The organism is Sphingopyxis sp. QXT-31 (assembly GCF_001984035.1).
GTDB lineage: Bacteria > Pseudomonadota > Alphaproteobacteria > Sphingomonadales > Sphingomonadaceae > Sphingopyxis.
Genome location: NZ_CP019449.1, coordinates 3,766,584 through 3,782,500 on the forward strand (window position 1 = coordinate 3,766,584; position 15,917 = coordinate 3,782,500).

Below are 15,917 nucleotides of genomic sequence, written 5' to 3' on the forward strand. Positions count from 1 at the left end.
CGGGATCTCGCCGGTGCGTCATGATCCGAGGTCGAGATCCCGGCCTTCGCCGGGATGACGATTCAATAGCTTATCTCAGAACCCCACCTTCTTCGCGCGCTCCACGCATTCGACGATGATGCGCTTGGCTTCGTCGACGTCGCCCCAGCCGTTGAGCTTGGCCCATTTGCCGGGTTCGAGGTCCTTATAGTGGGTGAAGAAATGCTCGATCTGCTGGAGCACGATCGGCGGCATGTCGGTGTAGCTCGCGACATCGGCATAATAGGGAAAGGTCTTGTTGACCGGCACGCAGAGCAGTTTCTCGTCGCCCCCGGCATCGTCTTCCATCAGCAGCACGCCGATCGGGCGGCACTTGACCACCGCGCCCGCGACGATCGGCGAGCGCGCGACGACCAGCGCGTCGAGCGGATCGCCGTCCTCGCCCAGCGTGTGCGGGACGAAGCCGTAGTTGGCGGGATAGCGCATCGGGGTGTGCAGGAAGCGGTCGACGAACAGCGCGCCCGACGCCTTGTCGAACTCATATTTCACCGGCTCGCCGCCGATCGGCACTTCGATCAGCACGTTCAGGCTGTCGGGCGGGCTGTCGCCGGCCGGGATCAGGTCGATGCGCATGGGAGATGTCCTTATGGTTTTTGATTCGCGCGCGCCTTAGCCGCTGGGCGCGAGGGAGGGAAGGCGGGAGCTTGGTTCCTCCTCCCGCAGGCGGGAGGGGCAGCGAGACTTACGAGCTTGCTCGTTAGTCGCAGTAGGGTGGGCAGCTGCGCCGTCGCTTGCTCGCTACGCTCGCGCCCACCCCTAACCCCCCCCGCCCGCGGGGGGGGAATCAGAGCGCGCGTTTCGGCATGAACAGCGCGTCGAAGGCGTCGGGACCGGCGCCCGCCTTCTCCAGATGCGGCCAACGCAGCCCGCCGCGATAGTCGATCTCGACAGTGCGATAGCGCCCGCCGCGCTCGACGAGCAATTTCACCGGAGTCTTGCCGTCCATCGCGGCGCGGATCGCGGCCTCGATGCGCTCGCGGCTGTAGCTCACCCCGTCGACCGCAACGATCTTGGTCCCGTTGACGATGTCGGCCTTGAAGGCGGGGCTGTCCCACAGGATGCTGCCCGCGATGCCGTCCTTGTCGATGACGAGGCCGAGGCTGTGGGTCAGGTCGGCGTTCTTCGCCTGCGCCATCCGGTCGCGGTCATAGGAATTGGGGGCGTCGCGCCAGACGAGGCGATAGCCCGCGGCCTCGATCCCGCCGGTCGGCGCGGGGCGACCCGGTGCCTGCATGCGCTCGCGCAGGAACTTCGCCCAGTCGTACGGATGCACCGCGTTCAGCGCCGCGACGACATCGTCGAAATCATAGGTCGACTGCCCCCAGTCGCCCTCGCGCCCGCCGAAGAAGCTCCTGGCGAAATCGTCGAGGCTCTTTGCATTGTTCGTTGCCTGGCGGATCAGCATATCGGCCTCGAGCCACATCAGCCCGCCCTCGTTGTAATAATCCTCGGTGCGCGTCGCGCTCGGGAAGGCGCGTTGTTTCCGCGCCGCGATGATCGGGTCGAGCGTCGTATCCTCGACCGAGCGCCAAGTGCGCCCCGCCTGAACCGCATAGAAGCCCGCGTTGGTCGCCCATTCGGCGAGGATCATGTCCTTCGACTGCATGCCCGAGCGGCCCGCGAGGACGAGGTCCCAATAGCTGGTCTGGCCTTCATAGACCCATAGCAGATTGTCCTGCATAGGGGTGCGGTAATCGGGGGTCCAGAGCTTGTCTGGACGGCGGTATTTGCCGTTCCAGCTGTGCACCAGTTCGTGCGGGAGCAGTCCGCGCTCGCTGTCGTTCTCGTCCCATTTGGTGAAATAATCGGGGTTGCGGCTGTTCTCGCTCGACCGGTGGTGCTCGAGCCCGATGCCGCCGAGCTCGTCCGACAGCGCGAGCAGGAAGTCGTAGCGGTCGAAGTGGCGCACCCCGAATAGCGCGACGGCTTCGGCGACGAGCGCGGCGTGTCGCGCGATATGGTCGGGGCTGGCGGCGAGATATTTCTCCTCATCCGCGACGACATTGAGCGTCACCCCGTTGCCGAGCGCCCATTGGCGGAACCAGCGCCCCGCGAACATCGGGCTGTCGACCAGATTCTCGTAGCTCGTGACGCCGAAGCTGTAGCGGTTGCCCGAAACCTTGAGCCCGTCGAGCGCCGCGGCGCCGGTCCAGCCCTCGGGCAAAGCTACCTCGAGTTGCACCGGGATCTGGCGCGTGAAATATCCCGCGGGATAGAAGCTGACCTGCTCCCATTGCAGGTTCATCATCGCGGGGGTGACGACGACGCGGCCCTCGGTCGTGCGCGTCGGCGACAGGAAGTCGAACGCGATGTCGATGCTCTTCACCCCCTGCGGCACGTCGATGTCGAAGGCGTAGACGTCGGTCGGCTGGCGCGTCCAGGTCAGCGGCCTGCCGCTGGCCGAGGCCTTGAACCCCGCGACCTCGGCGATCGCGCCGCGCGGGGCATGTTTGCCGGGCAGCCATTCGGGATAGAGCAGGGTGAACTTGCCCCCCTTCGTCACCGGGATCGTCTGGCGGACATGGAAGATGCCGCGCGCGTAGTCGGTCGCATCGACGCGGAGCTGCATCGTCCCCGGATAGGGGCGGTCGGCGGGCAGCGGGATGGTCAGCGGCTGGACCACGGGCTCGGGGCGGCTGTTGCCGTCCTGCGCGTGCGCGGGGGCGGTCAACGCGATCAGGGCGGCTGCGACAAACGGTGCTTTTTTCATGGCGGCTCTTTGCCGCGAATCGCCGGGGAGGTCCAGCCGGGGTCCTGCAAGCGCGCTTTGCCTTTCGACCAAAAGCGACTAGACGCCGCCGGCATGAGCAAGGACAAATCCGCCAAGATCGCGACGCCGCAGCCGGTGCGGGGCACGCAGGATATGCTCGGCGACTTCGCCGACCGTTTCCAGCATGTCGTCGACACCTTCGACCGCGTGCGCCGGCTCTATGGATACAAGCGCATCGAGGTGCCGGTGATCGAGCCGACCGCGGTGTTCGCGCGCTCGCTCGGCGAGACCACCGACGTCGTGTCGAAGGAAATGTATTCGTTCGAGGATCGCGGCGGCGAGTCGATCACGCTGCGCCCCGAATTCACCGCCGGAATCGCACGCGCCTATATCACCAACGGCTGGCAGCAGTTCGCGCCGCTGAAGGTCGCGACGCACGGCCCGCTGTTCCGCTACGAGCGGCCGCAGAAGGGGCGTTATCGCCAGTTCCATCAACTCGACGCCGAAGTGCTGGGCAGCGACAGCCCGCTCGCCGACGCCGAACTGCTGGTGTTCGCCGACCAGCTCTTGAAGGAACTCGGAATTGTCGAGGGCGTGACACTGACGCTCAACACCTTGGGTGACGCGGCAAGCCGCGATGCCTGGCGCACCGCACTGGTCGATCATTTCGAGGCGCATCGTGGAGACCTGTCTGAAGACAGCCTGGCGCGGCTCGACAAGAATCCGATGCGGATTTTGGACAGCAAGGACCCGCGCGACCGCCCGATCGCCGACAGCGCGCCCGATATCGACGCCTTCCTGACGGGCGAGGCGCAGGATTTCTTCGGCGCCGTGGCGGCAGGGCTCGATGCCGCGGGGGTCGGCTGGGAACGCAACGCGCGCCTGGTGCGTGGGCTCGACTATTATCGCCACACCGCGTTCGAATTCGTCACCGACCGGTTGGGGGCGCAGGGCACGGTGCTGGGTGGTGGCCGCTACGACGGTCTGATCGAGGCGCTGGGCGGGCCGCCGACGCCGGCGGTGGGCTGGGCGGCGGGGATCGAGCGATTGGCGATGTTGCTTGCCGAGGAGCAATTTGGTGAGCGATTGGACATTGCCATAGCTGCTGAGAATCCTCTTCGAGAAGCTGAAGCAGTCGAGGCTGTTACACTATTTCGGAGACTTGGGCTTAGCGCTGAACTATTCGCAACAGGAAGCCCGAGAAAGCGATACGACAAAGCGCGGAAGTGCAATCCGGGCATTTTAATCTCGATGGATGTTCGCGATGGAATAGCCACCCAAGGTTGGCTCGTTACGAATCCGGCGCCTGCGCGAGAACAAGAGGCGTACGAAGCGTTCAGTCAGCGATGGGAATTGTCGGAAATCGGCCAAGGCTGAGTAATTAGATGACCTCCGTTTCCGCCCGCCAGATCGACGCCATCATCGAACGCCACGCCGCCTTGCAGGCGCGCATGGCGACGGGCGATATGGCGCCCGCCGACTTCGTCGCGGCGTCGAAGGAGTTTGCCGAGCTCGAACCCGTGGCCAGGGCCGCGGCCGAGGTGGTGCGGTTGCGCGGCGAGCTGACCTCGCTGAACGAGATGCTCGCCGATCCCGAGATGAAGGCGATGGCGGCCGAGGAACTACTGGCGGTCGAGAAGGCCTTGCCCGCTGCCGAGCACGACCTCGCGATCAAATTGCTGCCCAAGGATGTCGCCGACGAACGCTCGGCAATGCTCGAAATCCGCGCCGGGGTGGGCGGCGACGAATCGGCGCTGTTCGCGGGCGACCTGCTCCGCATGTACAGCCGCTATGCCGATCTGCGCGGTTGGAAGGTCGAGATCATCTCGGCGAACGAGGCCGAGGTCGGCGGTTACAAGGAAGTCGTCGCGAGCGTCGCGGGGCAGGGCGTCTTTGCCAAGTTGAAATTCGAGAGCGGCGTGCACCGCGTCCAGCGCGTGCCGGTGACCGAAAGCGGCGGGCGCATCCACACCAGCGCGGCGACCGTCGCGGTGCTGCCCGAGGCCGAGGAGGTCGACGTCGCGATCGCCGACAGCGACCTCAAGATCGACATTTATCGGGCGAGTGGAGCGGGCGGGCAGCACGTCAACACGACCGACTCGGCGATCCGCATCACGCATATCCCGACCGGGCTCGTCGTCATCCAGCAGGACCAGCGCAGCCAGCACAAGAACCGCGCCAAGGCGATGCAGGTGCTTCGCGCGCGGCTCTACGACCTCGAGCGCGAGAAGATCCACAGTGCCGAGGCATCGGCACGCAAGTCGATGGTCGGATCGGGCGACCGCTCCGAGCGTATTCGCACCTATAATTTCCCGCAGGGGCGCGTGACCGATCACCGCATCAACCTGACGCTCCATCGCCTGCCCGAGATATTGGAAGGCGCGATGGACGAGCTGGTCGACGCGCTGATCGCCGAGGACCAGGCACAGCGGCTGGCGGGGCTTGGTGACTGACCGGGTAAGCCTTGCCATCCCAAACCCGTTCGCATCGAGCGAAGTCGAGATGCCCATCGGGACGGCACCATGCCGAGGGTTGTCTCGACTTCGCTCGACACGAACGGAATTTTGTGTGGGTGCCAGGGTTTGAACGAGGTTGCCGACAATATCCGCACCGCGGCCAATCTGCTCGGCGCGACCAGCGACACGCCGCGGCTCGATGCCGAATTACTGATGGCGCATGCGCTGGGGATCGAGCGGCAGGCGCTGCTGCTCGATCCGGGGCTGTTCGAGGTGCCCGAGCACTACGCGAACCTGGTTGCCCAGCGGATGGCGCACGTGCCGATCGCCTATATCCTCGGCTATCGCGATTTCTGGACGATCCGGATCGAAGTCGGCCCGGGGGTGCTGATCCCGCGGCCTGATAGCGAGACCTTGGTGGAGGCGTGTCTCGACTTCGCTCGACACCAACGGGGAGAGGGGTGGCCGAGGCGCGTGCTCGATCTCGGGACGGGGCCGGGCACCTTGCTGCTCGCGGTGCTGAGCGAGTTTCCCGAGGCGACCGGCGTCGGCGTCGATGCGTCCGAATTCGCACTCGCCTATGCACGCGACAATGCCGAGGCGCTGGGCATGGCGGCGCGCACCGAGTTCCGCGCGGGCGACTGGGGCGCCGGGATCGACGGCCCCTTTGACCTCATTCTCTGCAACCCGCCCTATATCGGCGACGGCGAAGTGCTGATGCCCGACGTCGCTGACCATGAGCCGGTCGAAGCGCTGTTCGCGGGCGCCGACGGGCTCGATGACTATCGCCGGATCATCCCCGACCTGCCGCGCCTGCTGGCGCCCGGCGGCATCGCGGTGCTTGAAATCGGCGCGAGCCAGCATATCTCGGTACGCGAACTCGCCGAAACGGCGGGTTTCGACGTCGCTTGCCGCCAGGACCTCGGCGGCCGCGACCGCGCTCTCATCCTGTCCCGTTCGCCGCGATGACCCGCAATAATTTGCTTGGTTTCGCGCCGAAAGCGGGTTAGGGGCGTGGATACAGGCCTGATCAGGGTCCCTTTGGCGGTGCAGAGCATCGATACTGGTCCGGCGGGTCTGCTTCCCATTTACGATGCTGGTGCGGGACGAAGGTCCCGGGCGAGCGGTAACAGGAAGAACCGCGCAAGGGAGCGCGGGCACGACGCGCAAGGGCGCGGTCGGCCAAAAGGGGTTGGCATAGCTAAGAGCTTATTTCGACAGGATGTCTCAGTTGAACATGAACAACCGTCAGGGCGGTCGCCGTCGCGGCCGCAACAACAATAACAACAATAACAACCGCTCGGGATCGGGCGGCGGTGGCCGCGGCGGGGTCGATCAGGCCAACCGCATCGACAGCCGGGCCCGCGGCAACGCGGTCCAGATGATCGAGAAATACAAGAATCTCGCTCGCGATGCCCAGCTTTCGGGCGACCGCGTGCAGACCGAATATTATCTGCAGTTCGCCGACCATTATTTCCGCGTGCACAGCGATTTCCGCGCGCGCCAGGAAGAACGGAACGGCGGCTCGCAGGATCGCCCCGACCGCCAGCGCGAAGTGCGCGGGGTCGAGGATTTCGACGCGCATGACGACACCGACCTCGACGAGGGCCAGGGCGATCAGGACGAAGGCCGCGAGGATAATCGCGGCGAGCGGAATGATCGCGGCGACCGCGACAATCGCGAGCGTGGTGAGCGCAACGATCGTAACGAGCGTGGCGATCGCGGCGACCGGAACGATCGTGGCGACCGCAATCAGAACCGCGGCAACCGCCGCGACGAGAATGACGACAATCGCGGCAATCGCCAGCGCCCCGAGCGCGTCGAGGCCGAACCGCGCGCCGAGCGCGAAGAGGAAGCCGCGGTCGAGGAAGCCCCCAAGCCCGCGCGCGCCGCGCGCCGTTCGCCGCGCCGTCCGCGCGACGAGGACGAGGGCAATGGCGGGATCGACAGCGCCGTGCTGCCCCCCGCGATCGGCCGCCCCGCGCCCGAACCCGTCGCCGAGGCCGATGCGGCCGACGACGAAGCGCCCGCGCCCAAGGCGCGCCGCACCCGCCGCACGCTCGCCCCGCGCGGCGCCGGCGTCGAGGCTGCCGAATAAGCCTAGCCAAGCGTCCCGAACTGACATAGCCTCTCCTCCACAACCATGTGGGGGAGAGCGATTATGCGCGCTTTGGCAAAGGCTTGGCGGAATGGGGCTTGGCTTTTGGGAGCGGCAACCGTGCCCCTCCTGGTACTTCCCGCTTCGGCCCAGGACGAACTCGGCGGCACCGCGCAGGGCGATGTCGCGGTCACCATCTACAACAATGGCCAGTCGCTGGTGCAGGACGACCGCCAGCTCGCGGTCGCTGCCGGGCGCAACCGCATCGAATTCCCCGACGTGTCGGCGCGCATCCGGCCCGAGACGGTGACGCTGTCGGGCGGCGGGCTCGCGATCGTCGAGCAGAATTTCGACTTCGACCTGCTCACCCCCGACAAATTGATGGACAAGGCGGTGGGCCAACAGATCACGCTGGTGCGCACCAACCCTGCGACCGGCGCCGAGCGCAGCGAGCGCGCCAAGGTGCTTGCGGCGAACGGCGGCATCGTGCTCCAGATCGGCGAACGGATCGAGGTGCTGCGCGACGACGGCCTGCCGGTGCGCGCGGTGTTCGACCGGCTGCCGCCGAACCTGCGCGCGCGCCCGACCTTGTCGGTGACGGTGCAGTCGGAGAATGCGGGAACCGTCCCCGCACGCCTCTCCTACCTCACACCGAACCTCGGCTGGACCGCCGATTATGTCGCGCTGTTCGACGCCGCCAAGGGCGCGATGGACATGCAGGGGTGGGTGACGCTCACCAACTCGACCGGCACGACCTTCACCAACGCGCGCACGCTGCTGGTGGCGGGAAGCCCGGGCGGCGGGGGCGGCTTTTCGCGGATGAACGCCTCGCTCGACGAAGCGGGGACCGAAAGCAACCAGCGCGAGCGGCTCGGCGACTATTATCTCTATCCGCTCGCCGAGCGCACGACGATCGCCAATGCGCAGCAGAAGCAGGTGAGCTTCCTCGACGTGAAGGGCGCGCCCGCGCGCTCGACCTATGAATATGTCAACGGTTGGCTGGGCGCGAGCACCGACCCGATCAGCGCGGCGAGCGTGCTGCGCTTCTCGACCTCGGCGAACGGCGGGCTCGGCGACCAGCTGCCCGCGGGCACGATCCGCGTCTATATGCGCGACGCGCGCGGGGACCCGCAGTTCATCGGCGAGAACCAGATCGGGCATACGCCAATGGGCTCGGCGATGACGCTGCGCACCGGCGACGCCTTCGACGTCAAGGTGCAGACCACCGTCGTCTCGCGCACGCGCAAGAGCGATTCGCGCTGGGTGACCAAGATGAAGTATGTCGTGACCAACGCGCGGCCGGGGCCGGTGACGGTCGATCTCGCGCAGTCGGGCCTGTGGGGCGACGTGCGGATCACCGACGAGAGCATCAAGAGCAACCGCGTCTCGGCCGACCGCGTCGAATGGGCGGTGCCGGTGCCGGCAAACGGCAAGACCGAAGTCACCGCCACTTTCGATTCGCGCTACTGAGGCGCGGCCTGTGCGCTGGGCGCGCCTGATCCCGGCCTTGCTGCCGCTGCTCGCGCCGCTGTCGCTGGCGGCGCAGACCGGCGCGCGCCTGCCCGCCGCGCCGCCGCGGCCCGAGGCGCCGGTGATCATCTCGTCGGTGCTGCAGGACGTCGCGGTCACCGTCTATCGCGCGCCCTTTCGCGGCGCGGGGCCGATCAACCCCCAATGGCCGCAGGGTTTCGCGCTGGTCACCGAGACGCGCAAGGTGACGCTGCCCGCGGGCACCGCAGTGCTGCGCTTCGAGGGCGTGTCCGAAGGGCTGCTGCCCGAAACCGCGGTCGTGTCGGGCCTGCCCGACGGCGTGCGCGAGAAGAATCGCGACGCGCGATTGCTGTCCCCCGCGGGGCTGGTCGACGCGTACCTCAAGCGCAGCGTCACGCTCCGCCGCACCGACCGCAAGACCGGCAAGGTGCGCGAGCAGAATGCGATCATCCAGGCGGGGCCGAACGGCGGGGTGATCCTGCAGACCCCCGAGGGTTTCGAGGCGCTCGGCTGCTCGGGGCTGCCCGAGCGCATGCTCTACAGCCGCGTGCCCAAGGATCTGTCGGCGAAACCGACGCTGTCGATCCTCGTCGAATCGAGCCGCGCACGCACCGTGACGCTCCAGCTTGTCTATCTGTCCGAAGGCTTCGACTGGGCCGCCAACTATGTCGTCGACCGCGCCGACGGCGGCGCGGCGCTCGGCATGACAGGGTGGATCACCGTCGCCAACGGCGGGGTGACGAGCTTCCCGAACGCCCAGCTCAACATGATCGCCGGGCGGCTCAACAAGGGTTATCGCGCGCCGCTGCCGCGCACCCCGCCGGGGGCGCTGCGGCTGCAATGCTGGCCTATGGACATAACCAGCACGCACCCCTTCCGGGAGCTGCCGCCGATCGTCGAGGTTACGCAGGATTATGCCGAGGAGGTGATGGTGACGGGCAGTCGGCTGGGGCGCATGGCGCTGCCGGCGATGGCGCCGCCGCCACCCCCGCCGCCTCCGCCGCCCGCACCGCCACCCCCTCCGCCGCCCGCCGAGGATCTGGGCGACCTCAAATTCTATCGCATCCCCTTCCGCGTCGATGTGTCGGCGAAGGGGCAGAAGCAGGTCGCGCTGCTGATCAAGGACAAGGTCGGGGTCGAGCAGCTTTATGCCGGCACGCTCTATCAGTCTTACAACAATGCGCGGCAGCCGCTGGTGACGCGGCTGCGCTTGCAGAACCGCAGCGAGGACGGCCTCGGGCTCGCTTTGCCGGCGGGCACCGCGGCGGTGTTCGAGACCGTAGACAATCAGCGGCTTTTTGCGGGCGAGGCGCCGATCGGCGACAAGGCGATCGGCGAGCGCGTCGATTACGACATCGGGCAAAGCCCCGCGGTGCAATATCGCGTCGTGGTCCAGCCGCGCGATCCGTCGGGCAGCTATCAGGACTGGCAGGTGACGCTTACCAACGCGCGGCCCTTCGACGCCGAGGTCGAACTACTCATCCCCTTCGCGATCGACCCCGAACCCACCACCTGGGAGCGGCGCGGCGCGAGTTGGGTATGGCGCGTGCGCGTCCCCGCGAACGACAGCCTGGTCCAGACCTTCCGCCAGAAATTGAAGAGCGGCTGAGCCATGCGCGCGGCGGGTCGCCTTGCTGCCCTGCTGCTGGTGCTGGCCCCGGCGACGGCGGGTGCGCAAGGCGCTTACCCGATCGTGCAGTCGGTGGCGCCGGGCGACGTTGCGGTCACCGTCTACCGCGCGCCCTATCGTTCGTCGGGAGGCATCGACCCCGACTGGCCCGAGGGTTTCGCCTTCATCACCGAGACGCGCACGGTCGACCTGCCCGCAGGGACCGCGATGCTGCGCTTCGAGGGCGTCGCCGAGGGGCTGCTCCCCGAAACCGCGGTGGTGAGCGGGCTGCCCGATGGCGTGATCGAAAAGAATCGCGACGCACGGCTGCTGTCACCCGCGGGGCTGGTCGACGCCTATTTGAAGCGCCTTGTCACGCTCCAGCGCACCGACCCCGCGACCGGCAAGGTGCGGCGGCAGGATGCGATCATCCAGGCGGGGCCGAACGGCGGCGTGCTGCTCAAGACTGCCGAGGGCTATGAGGCGCTCGGCTGCTCGGGGCTGCCCGAGCGCATGACCTATGGCGGGGTGCCCAAGGATCTGTCGGCGAAGCCGACCTTGTCGGTGCTGGTCGAAAGCGACCGGCCGCGGCGGGTGACGATCCAGCTGCTCTATCTCGCCGAGGGGTTCGACTGGTCGGCGAACTATGTCGCCGAGCGCAGCCCCGATGCGCCGACGATGGCGATGACCGGCTGGATCACGCTCGCCAACGGCGGGGTAACGAGCTTTCCCGGCGCACAATTGAACGTCATCGCCGGGCGGCTCGAAAAGCAGGAACGCAAAGGCGCGCTCGAGTCCGACGCCGGGCCGCTGGTGCTGCAATGCTGGCCGATGGATATCACCAGCACGCATCCCTTGTGGCAGCTGCCGCCGCTGATCCCGATTCGCGGGTCGCAGTCGGGCTATCAGGACGATCATCGGCTGGGCGAGATCGTCGTGAGCGCGAAGCGCCGCGAGGAGTCGATGATGTACGCCTCGACCCCCGTCTCGGTGGTCAGCGCCGATTATCTCGCGCAGGGCGAAGATCTGGGCGACCTTAAATATTACCGCCTACCCTTCCGCACCGATGTCGCGGCGAAGCAGCAAAAGCAGGTCGCGCTGCTCGCGCAGGACAAGGTGCAATATGAGCAGCTCTATTCGCTCTATGTCGGACTCGCCAACGACCGCAGCTTTCGCCCCGCGGGAATCATGATGCGGGTCTGGAACCGCAAGTCCGACGGGCTGGGCCTCGCGATGCCCGCCGGCACCTTCGCCTTGTTCGAACAGGTGGCGGGCCGGCGGCTGCTGGTTGGCGAAGCCTTTTCGACCGACCGCGCGATCGACGAGCGCATCGACTTCGAATTCGGCGCGAGCGGCGGGGTTCAATATCGCGTCGTGGAGAAGGCGCGCGAGAAGGGGCGGCGCGACTGGGAGGTGACGGTCACCAACGACCGGCCGGTCGATGCCGAGGTCGAGATGAGGATCCCCTTCGCGCTCGATCCCGAGCCCGTGGGGCGCGAGCGGCGCGGCGACAGCTGGATCTGGCGCGTGCGCGTGCCCGCGAACGGCACGCTGGTGGAGACATTCCGCGAGAAGGCGGACTGAGAGGGAGAGGGTCGATGGGATCGAAAACATGGGGCCTGTTGCTCGCGGCGGGGCTGGCCGTGCCGGGCGCGGCGCAGCCGACGGTGAGCACTGCGGGGCAGGGCGATGTTGCGGTGACGATCTACACCGGCGAGCTCGCGCTGGTCACCGATGTGCGGCCGACCACCTTGCCCGTCGGGGAATCGCGCGTCGAATTCCCCGACGTGTCGAGCCGCATCCGCCCCGAGACGGTGAGCCTGGTCGGCACCGGGCTCGACATCGTCGAGCAGAATTTCGACTTCGACCTGCTTTCTCCTACAGCGATGATGGCGAAGGCGGTGGGGCAGGAGATCACGCTGATCCGCACCAACCCCGCGACCGGCGCCGAGACGCGCGAGCGCGCCAAGGTGCTCGCGGTTAACGGCGGGGTGGTGCTCGATTTCGGCGGGCGGATCGAGATTTTGCGCGACGACAACCTTCCCGTGCGCGTGATCTTCGACGGCATCCCGACCAATTTGCGCGCGCGCCCGACCTTGTCGGTGACGGTCGACAGCAAGACCGCGGGCACCCGCCCGCTGACCCTGCGCTACCTCTCCGAAGGGATGAGCTGGCGCGCCGATTATGTCGCGCTCTACGACGAGGCGGCGAAGGCAATGGACCTGCAGGGCTGGGTCACGCTCAAGAACAACAGCGGCACCGGTTTCGCCAACGCCAAATTGCTGCTCGTCGCGAGCAACCAGATCGGGGTGCGGCGCGGATCGCGCGGCGGCGACGGCGAACCCGCAGCGCTGACCAGCGCAGGGACCGAGACCGCCAAGGCCGAGGCGCTCGCCGACATGTTCGCTTATCCCATCAATGACCGCACCACGATCGCCAGCGCGCAGCAGAAGCAGATCGCCTTCCTCGACGTCATGGCGGTCCCCGCGCAGCGAGGCTACGCGGCGTCGCACGACCGCTTCACGACCCTCGAGGAAGCGCAGAGCGTGATGTCGACCTATCGTTTCTCGACCGGCAAGGGCGGGGTCGGCGACGCGATGCCCGCGGGATCGGTGCGGCTCTATGTCAAGGACGCGCGCGGCGCGGCGCAGTTCGTCGGCGAGAGCTATATCGGCCACACCAGCGCGGGATCGATGCTGTCGCTCGCGACGGGCAAAGCGTTCGACGTCAAATATCAGCCGATCATCGAGAAGCGCGAGAAGCTGACCGAGGAGGACTGGACACGCAGCAGCAGCACGCGGGTGCGCAAGAATGGCGTGGTCACGGTCACAGAGACCGATGTGAAGCGCAATTTCTGGCGCACCCACATGCGCTACATCTTCACCAACGCGCGCCCGCAGCCGATAACGGTCGAATTCACCCAGGCGGGGCTCAACACCTATAGCAACGACACGCGCGTGCCGTTCGAGAGCCTCGCCGCCGAGAGTGACGACAAGGCGTGGGAGAGCCGCAAATGGCAGGTGACGATCCCCGCCAACGGGCGCACCGAGCTGACCGTCCAATATGATACGCTGAACTGAGTCATGTCGGGCCGGGTCGCGGCAGCTCTACTGGCACTTGCGCTCTTCGCCGCGCCGCCCGCGTGCGCGCAGGATGTGCCGGTGGTCGGCTCGGCGAAACCCGACAAGGTGGCGATCAGCCTCTATCGCGATCCGTCGCGCGATACCGATACGCGGCTGCCCGAGCCCGGCGACGAACTCGGCGGCTTCGCGCTGATTCGCGAGACGCGCACGCTCGACCTGCCGCCGGGGCCGGTGACCGTGCGCTTCGAGGGGGTGTCGAGCAGCATCATTCCCGAATCGGCGTTGCTGCGCGGGGGCGGGCGGCCGCGCGAGAAGAATTTCGACCGGCGCTTGCTGTCGCAACGCGGGCTCGTCGACGCCTTCACCGGGCAGCAGGTGCTGCTGCGCACGACCGACAAGGCGACGGGCAAGGCGAGCTATGAGCGCGTACGCATCCGCTCGGGCGGCGAGGATTTGATCATCGAGCGCAAGGGCGGATTCGAGGCGGTGCAATGCGCGGGCCTCGCCGAGACCCTGCTCTACGACGCGTTGCCCGCGGGGCTGACCCCGGTACCGACGCTGTCGATGTCGCTCGGCGATCAGCCGGGCGGGCGCACCACGCTGGAGCTTACGTATCTGGCGACCAACTTCGACTGGCAGTCGAACTATGTCGGCGAGATCGGGGCCGATGCCGACGCGGTCGATCTCTTCGCCTGGCTGACCGTCGCAAGCGGCGATTCGATGAGCTTCACCGGCGCCGACATGGCGGTGATCGCCGGGCGCATAGCCTTTTTTGCGCAGGCGCCGCTCGGCGACGACGAAAGCCGCTGGGAGCAGGAGGAGCGGATCGAGGAAGAGAAACGCAACGATCCGTGGAACCCGGAGAATATCGAGATCTGGTTCAGCTGCTGGCCGCAGGGCGGAACGGGTGGCGGGTCGTACAACCCGCGCCTGTTCGGACCCGCGTCGATCCCGAGCTACGACCCGCAATATGCGCTCGGCATGGTCGGCGGCGATTTCTACGGCGGTGGGGGCGACGAAGACGGCGCCGAGATCGTCGTCACCGGATCGCGGATCGCCCCGCGCGAGGATATCGGCGACTATAAGCTGTACCGCGTGCCGCAGCCGACGACGCTCGGCGCGCAGAGCCGCAAGCAGATCGCCTTTCTCGAAAAGCCGGGGGTCGCGGCGCAGTTGCTCCACATCTTCGAAGTGCGCGGCGAGAATTTCAATTGGCAAGACGGTCCGGTGCTGCGGTGCGACAACAAGAAGGGCGGGCCGCTCGCGGAGCCGCTTCCCGGCGGACAGGTCACCCTGCTCCAGCGCCGCGCGGGCGAGCCGATGCTCGTCGGCGAGACCGGCGTGAAGGACAAGGCGGTCGGCGAACTCGTCGACCTGCAGCTCGAGGATGCCGAGGACATCTGGGTCGATGCCGACCAGGAAGAAGTCGATTCGGGCGAGGGCTGGACGCGCTACCGGCTGACCGTCACCAACGACAGCGAGACCGCCGAGCCGGTCGAGATCAGCTTTGCCAATGACGCGGATTATGCGGTCGACCGGATCAGCAAGCCGGTGAAGCTGCGCGACGGCAAACGCATCTGGTCGGTGACGGTGCCGCCCGAAGGCAAGAGGACGATCGAATATCGCGTGCGCGAAGTGGCGCGAATCGGCGCCGACAATCAGGACGATTGGGAAGAGCCCGACGACTATTAGATCGGCGGCAGCGGCCGCGGCCGGTGATTTTCGTCGAGCGCGACGAAGGTGAACACCCCCTCGGTCACGCGCTCCTCGGTCCGCCCGCCGTCGCGCGTCGCGACGACCTCGAGCCGGATCGCCATTGAGGTCCGCCCGCGGCGCTCGAGATGCGCATAGATCGAGATGATGTCGCGCAGCAGGATCGGCGCGATGAACTCCATCGTCTCGATCGCGACCGTCGCGACAGGGCCCTGCGCGACGCGCCCCGCGACGATGCCGCCCGCGATGTCCATCTGGCTAAGCACCCAGCCGCCGAAGATATGGCCGTTGGCATTGATGTCGGCGGGACGCGGGACGACGCGCAGGATCGGATCGCGCGGGCAGGCGGGTGCTGCGGGCCTATCGCTCATTCTTCATATCCGGGTCGTCCTCGAACGGGTCCTCGATCGCATCGTCGTGCCCGCTGCCGCTCGACAGGAAGACGAGCCCCATCAGCGCCGCGCCGAGCATCACCGACAGGCCGACCCCCGCGGTGGTCGCGATGATCATGTGCAGGGTCAGCCCGTGCGGCAGCGAGAAATGCAGGAAGAGCAGCGCCAGGATCACCGCGACGATCGACACGATGCTCATGCCGAGCATCAGCACGCGGTAGCGGCTCCACGCGATTCGCGAGGTGTCGCGATTGTCGAGGGGCGAGCGCTTGACCATGGCGCGCGTCATGGACCAGCGACGGCACAAGGCCAAGCGGCAATGCGCT

Annotated in this window: 13 protein-coding genes; 9 read left to right on the forward strand and 4 right to left on the reverse strand. The window is 67.1% G+C overall.

What is annotated here, in order from left to right:
* Positions 1–75 precede the first annotated feature (75 nt).
* Positions 76–612, reverse strand: coding sequence for an inorganic diphosphatase (gene ppa, locus BWQ93_RS18045; protein ID WP_077031702.1), 537 nt, complete (start codon positions 610–612; stop codon positions 76–78).
* 211 nt (positions 613–823) lie between these two features.
* On the reverse strand, positions 824–2,749 hold the full coding sequence (locus BWQ93_RS18050) for a M61 family metallopeptidase (protein ID WP_077031703.1): 1,926 nt from the start codon (positions 2,747–2,749) through the stop codon (positions 824–826).
* 93 nt (positions 2,750–2,842) lie between these two features.
* On the opposite strand from BWQ93_RS18050, the gene hisS reads away from it, so the two are divergent.
* From hisS to BWQ93_RS18095, 9 genes are all read left to right on the forward strand, one after another.
* Positions 2,843–4,126, forward strand: a complete 1,284-nt coding sequence (gene hisS, locus BWQ93_RS18055; protein WP_083721023.1) for a histidine--tRNA ligase — start codon at positions 2,843–2,845, stop codon at positions 4,124–4,126.
* Positions 4,127–4,134: 8 nt separating this feature from the next.
* The gene (gene prfA, locus BWQ93_RS18060) at positions 4,135–5,202 is read left to right on the forward strand and encodes a peptide chain release factor 1 (RefSeq protein ID WP_077031704.1); all 1,068 of its coding nucleotides are present in this window, start codon (positions 4,135–4,137) and stop codon (positions 5,200–5,202) included.
* 129 nt (positions 5,203–5,331) lie between these two features.
* Positions 5,332–6,174, forward strand: coding sequence for a peptide chain release factor N(5)-glutamine methyltransferase (prmC, locus tag BWQ93_RS18065; RefSeq protein WP_077031705.1), 843 nt, complete (start codon positions 5,332–5,334; stop codon positions 6,172–6,174).
* 253 nt (positions 6,175–6,427) lie between these two features.
* Positions 6,428–7,303: a DUF4167 domain-containing protein gene (locus BWQ93_RS18070; protein ID WP_232314657.1), complete on the forward strand. Its 876-nt coding sequence runs from the start codon at positions 6,428–6,430 to the stop codon at positions 7,301–7,303.
* 63 nt (positions 7,304–7,366) lie between these two features.
* On the forward strand, positions 7,367–8,773 hold the full coding sequence (locus tag BWQ93_RS18075) for a DUF4139 domain-containing protein (protein WP_156878286.1): 1,407 nt from the start codon (positions 7,367–7,369) through the stop codon (positions 8,771–8,773).
* A gap of 10 nt (positions 8,774–8,783) precedes the next feature.
* Entirely contained in the window at positions 8,784–10,403 is a 1,620-nt protein-coding gene (locus BWQ93_RS18080) for a DUF4139 domain-containing protein (protein ID WP_156878287.1), read from the forward strand.
* 3 nt (positions 10,404–10,406) lie between these two features.
* Positions 10,407–11,987 (forward strand): DUF4139 domain-containing protein, encoded by a 1,581-nt coding sequence (locus tag BWQ93_RS18085; protein WP_077031708.1) that lies wholly within the window; start codon positions 10,407–10,409, stop codon positions 11,985–11,987.
* Positions 11,988–12,001: 14 nt separating this feature from the next.
* Positions 12,002–13,483 carry a DUF4139 domain-containing protein gene (locus BWQ93_RS18090; RefSeq protein WP_077031709.1) on the forward strand — a complete coding sequence of 494 codons (1,482 nt, stop codon included), beginning with the start codon at positions 12,002–12,004 and terminating at the stop codon, positions 13,481–13,483.
* A gap of 3 nt (positions 13,484–13,486) precedes the next feature.
* Positions 13,487–15,178 carry a DUF4139 domain-containing protein gene (locus tag BWQ93_RS18095; protein WP_077031710.1) on the forward strand — a complete coding sequence of 564 codons (1,692 nt, stop codon included), beginning with the start codon at positions 13,487–13,489 and terminating at the stop codon, positions 15,176–15,178.
* Here BWQ93_RS18095 and BWQ93_RS18100 read toward each other — a convergent pair.
* Together BWQ93_RS18100 and BWQ93_RS18105 are read right to left on the reverse strand one after the other, a co-directional pair.
* Positions 15,175–15,570 (reverse strand): acyl-CoA thioesterase, encoded by a 396-nt coding sequence (locus tag BWQ93_RS18100; RefSeq protein ID WP_077031711.1) that lies wholly within the window; start codon positions 15,568–15,570, stop codon positions 15,175–15,177. The two genes, BWQ93_RS18095 and BWQ93_RS18100, sit on opposite strands and share 4 nt — an antisense overlap.
* Positions 15,560–15,880 (reverse strand): hypothetical protein, encoded by a 321-nt coding sequence (locus BWQ93_RS18105; RefSeq protein ID WP_232314658.1) that lies wholly within the window; start codon positions 15,878–15,880, stop codon positions 15,560–15,562. The genes BWQ93_RS18100 and BWQ93_RS18105 overlap by 11 nt, the downstream gene beginning before the upstream one ends.
* Between the last annotated feature and the right edge of the window lie 37 nt (positions 15,881–15,917).

What these genes read in the sequence shown, in the direction of transcription:
- ppa (WP_077031702.1), bottom strand. Translation starts at nt 612, where the DNA reads ATGCGCATCGACCTGATCCCGGCCGGCGACAGCCCGCCCGACAGCCTG.
- BWQ93_RS18085 (WP_077031708.1), top strand. Translation starts at nt 10,407, where the DNA reads ATGCGCGCGGCGGGTCGCCTTGCTGCCCTGCTGCTGGTGCTGGCCCCG.
- prfA (WP_077031704.1), top strand. Translation starts at nt 4,135, where the DNA reads ATGACCTCCGTTTCCGCCCGCCAGATCGACGCCATCATCGAACGCCAC.
- BWQ93_RS18050 (WP_077031703.1), bottom strand. Translation starts at nt 2,749, where the DNA reads ATGAAAAAAGCACCGTTTGTCGCAGCCGCCCTGATCGCGTTGACCGCC.
- BWQ93_RS18095 (WP_077031710.1), top strand. Translation starts at nt 13,487, where the DNA reads ATGTCGGGCCGGGTCGCGGCAGCTCTACTGGCACTTGCGCTCTTCGCC.
- BWQ93_RS18105 (WP_232314658.1), bottom strand. Translation starts at nt 15,880, where the DNA reads ATGACGCGCGCCATGGTCAAGCGCTCGCCCCTCGACAATCGCGACACC.
- BWQ93_RS18090 (WP_077031709.1), top strand. Translation starts at nt 12,002, where the DNA reads ATGGGATCGAAAACATGGGGCCTGTTGCTCGCGGCGGGGCTGGCCGTG.
- BWQ93_RS18100 (WP_077031711.1), bottom strand. Translation starts at nt 15,570, where the DNA reads ATGAGCGATAGGCCCGCAGCACCCGCCTGCCCGCGCGATCCGATCCTG.
- hisS (WP_083721023.1), top strand. Translation starts at nt 2,843, where the DNA reads ATGAGCAAGGACAAATCCGCCAAGATCGCGACGCCGCAGCCGGTGCGG.
- BWQ93_RS18075 (WP_156878286.1), top strand. Translation starts at nt 7,367, where the DNA reads ATGCGCGCTTTGGCAAAGGCTTGGCGGAATGGGGCTTGGCTTTTGGGA.
- BWQ93_RS18070 (WP_232314657.1), top strand. Translation starts at nt 6,428, where the DNA reads ATGTCTCAGTTGAACATGAACAACCGTCAGGGCGGTCGCCGTCGCGGC.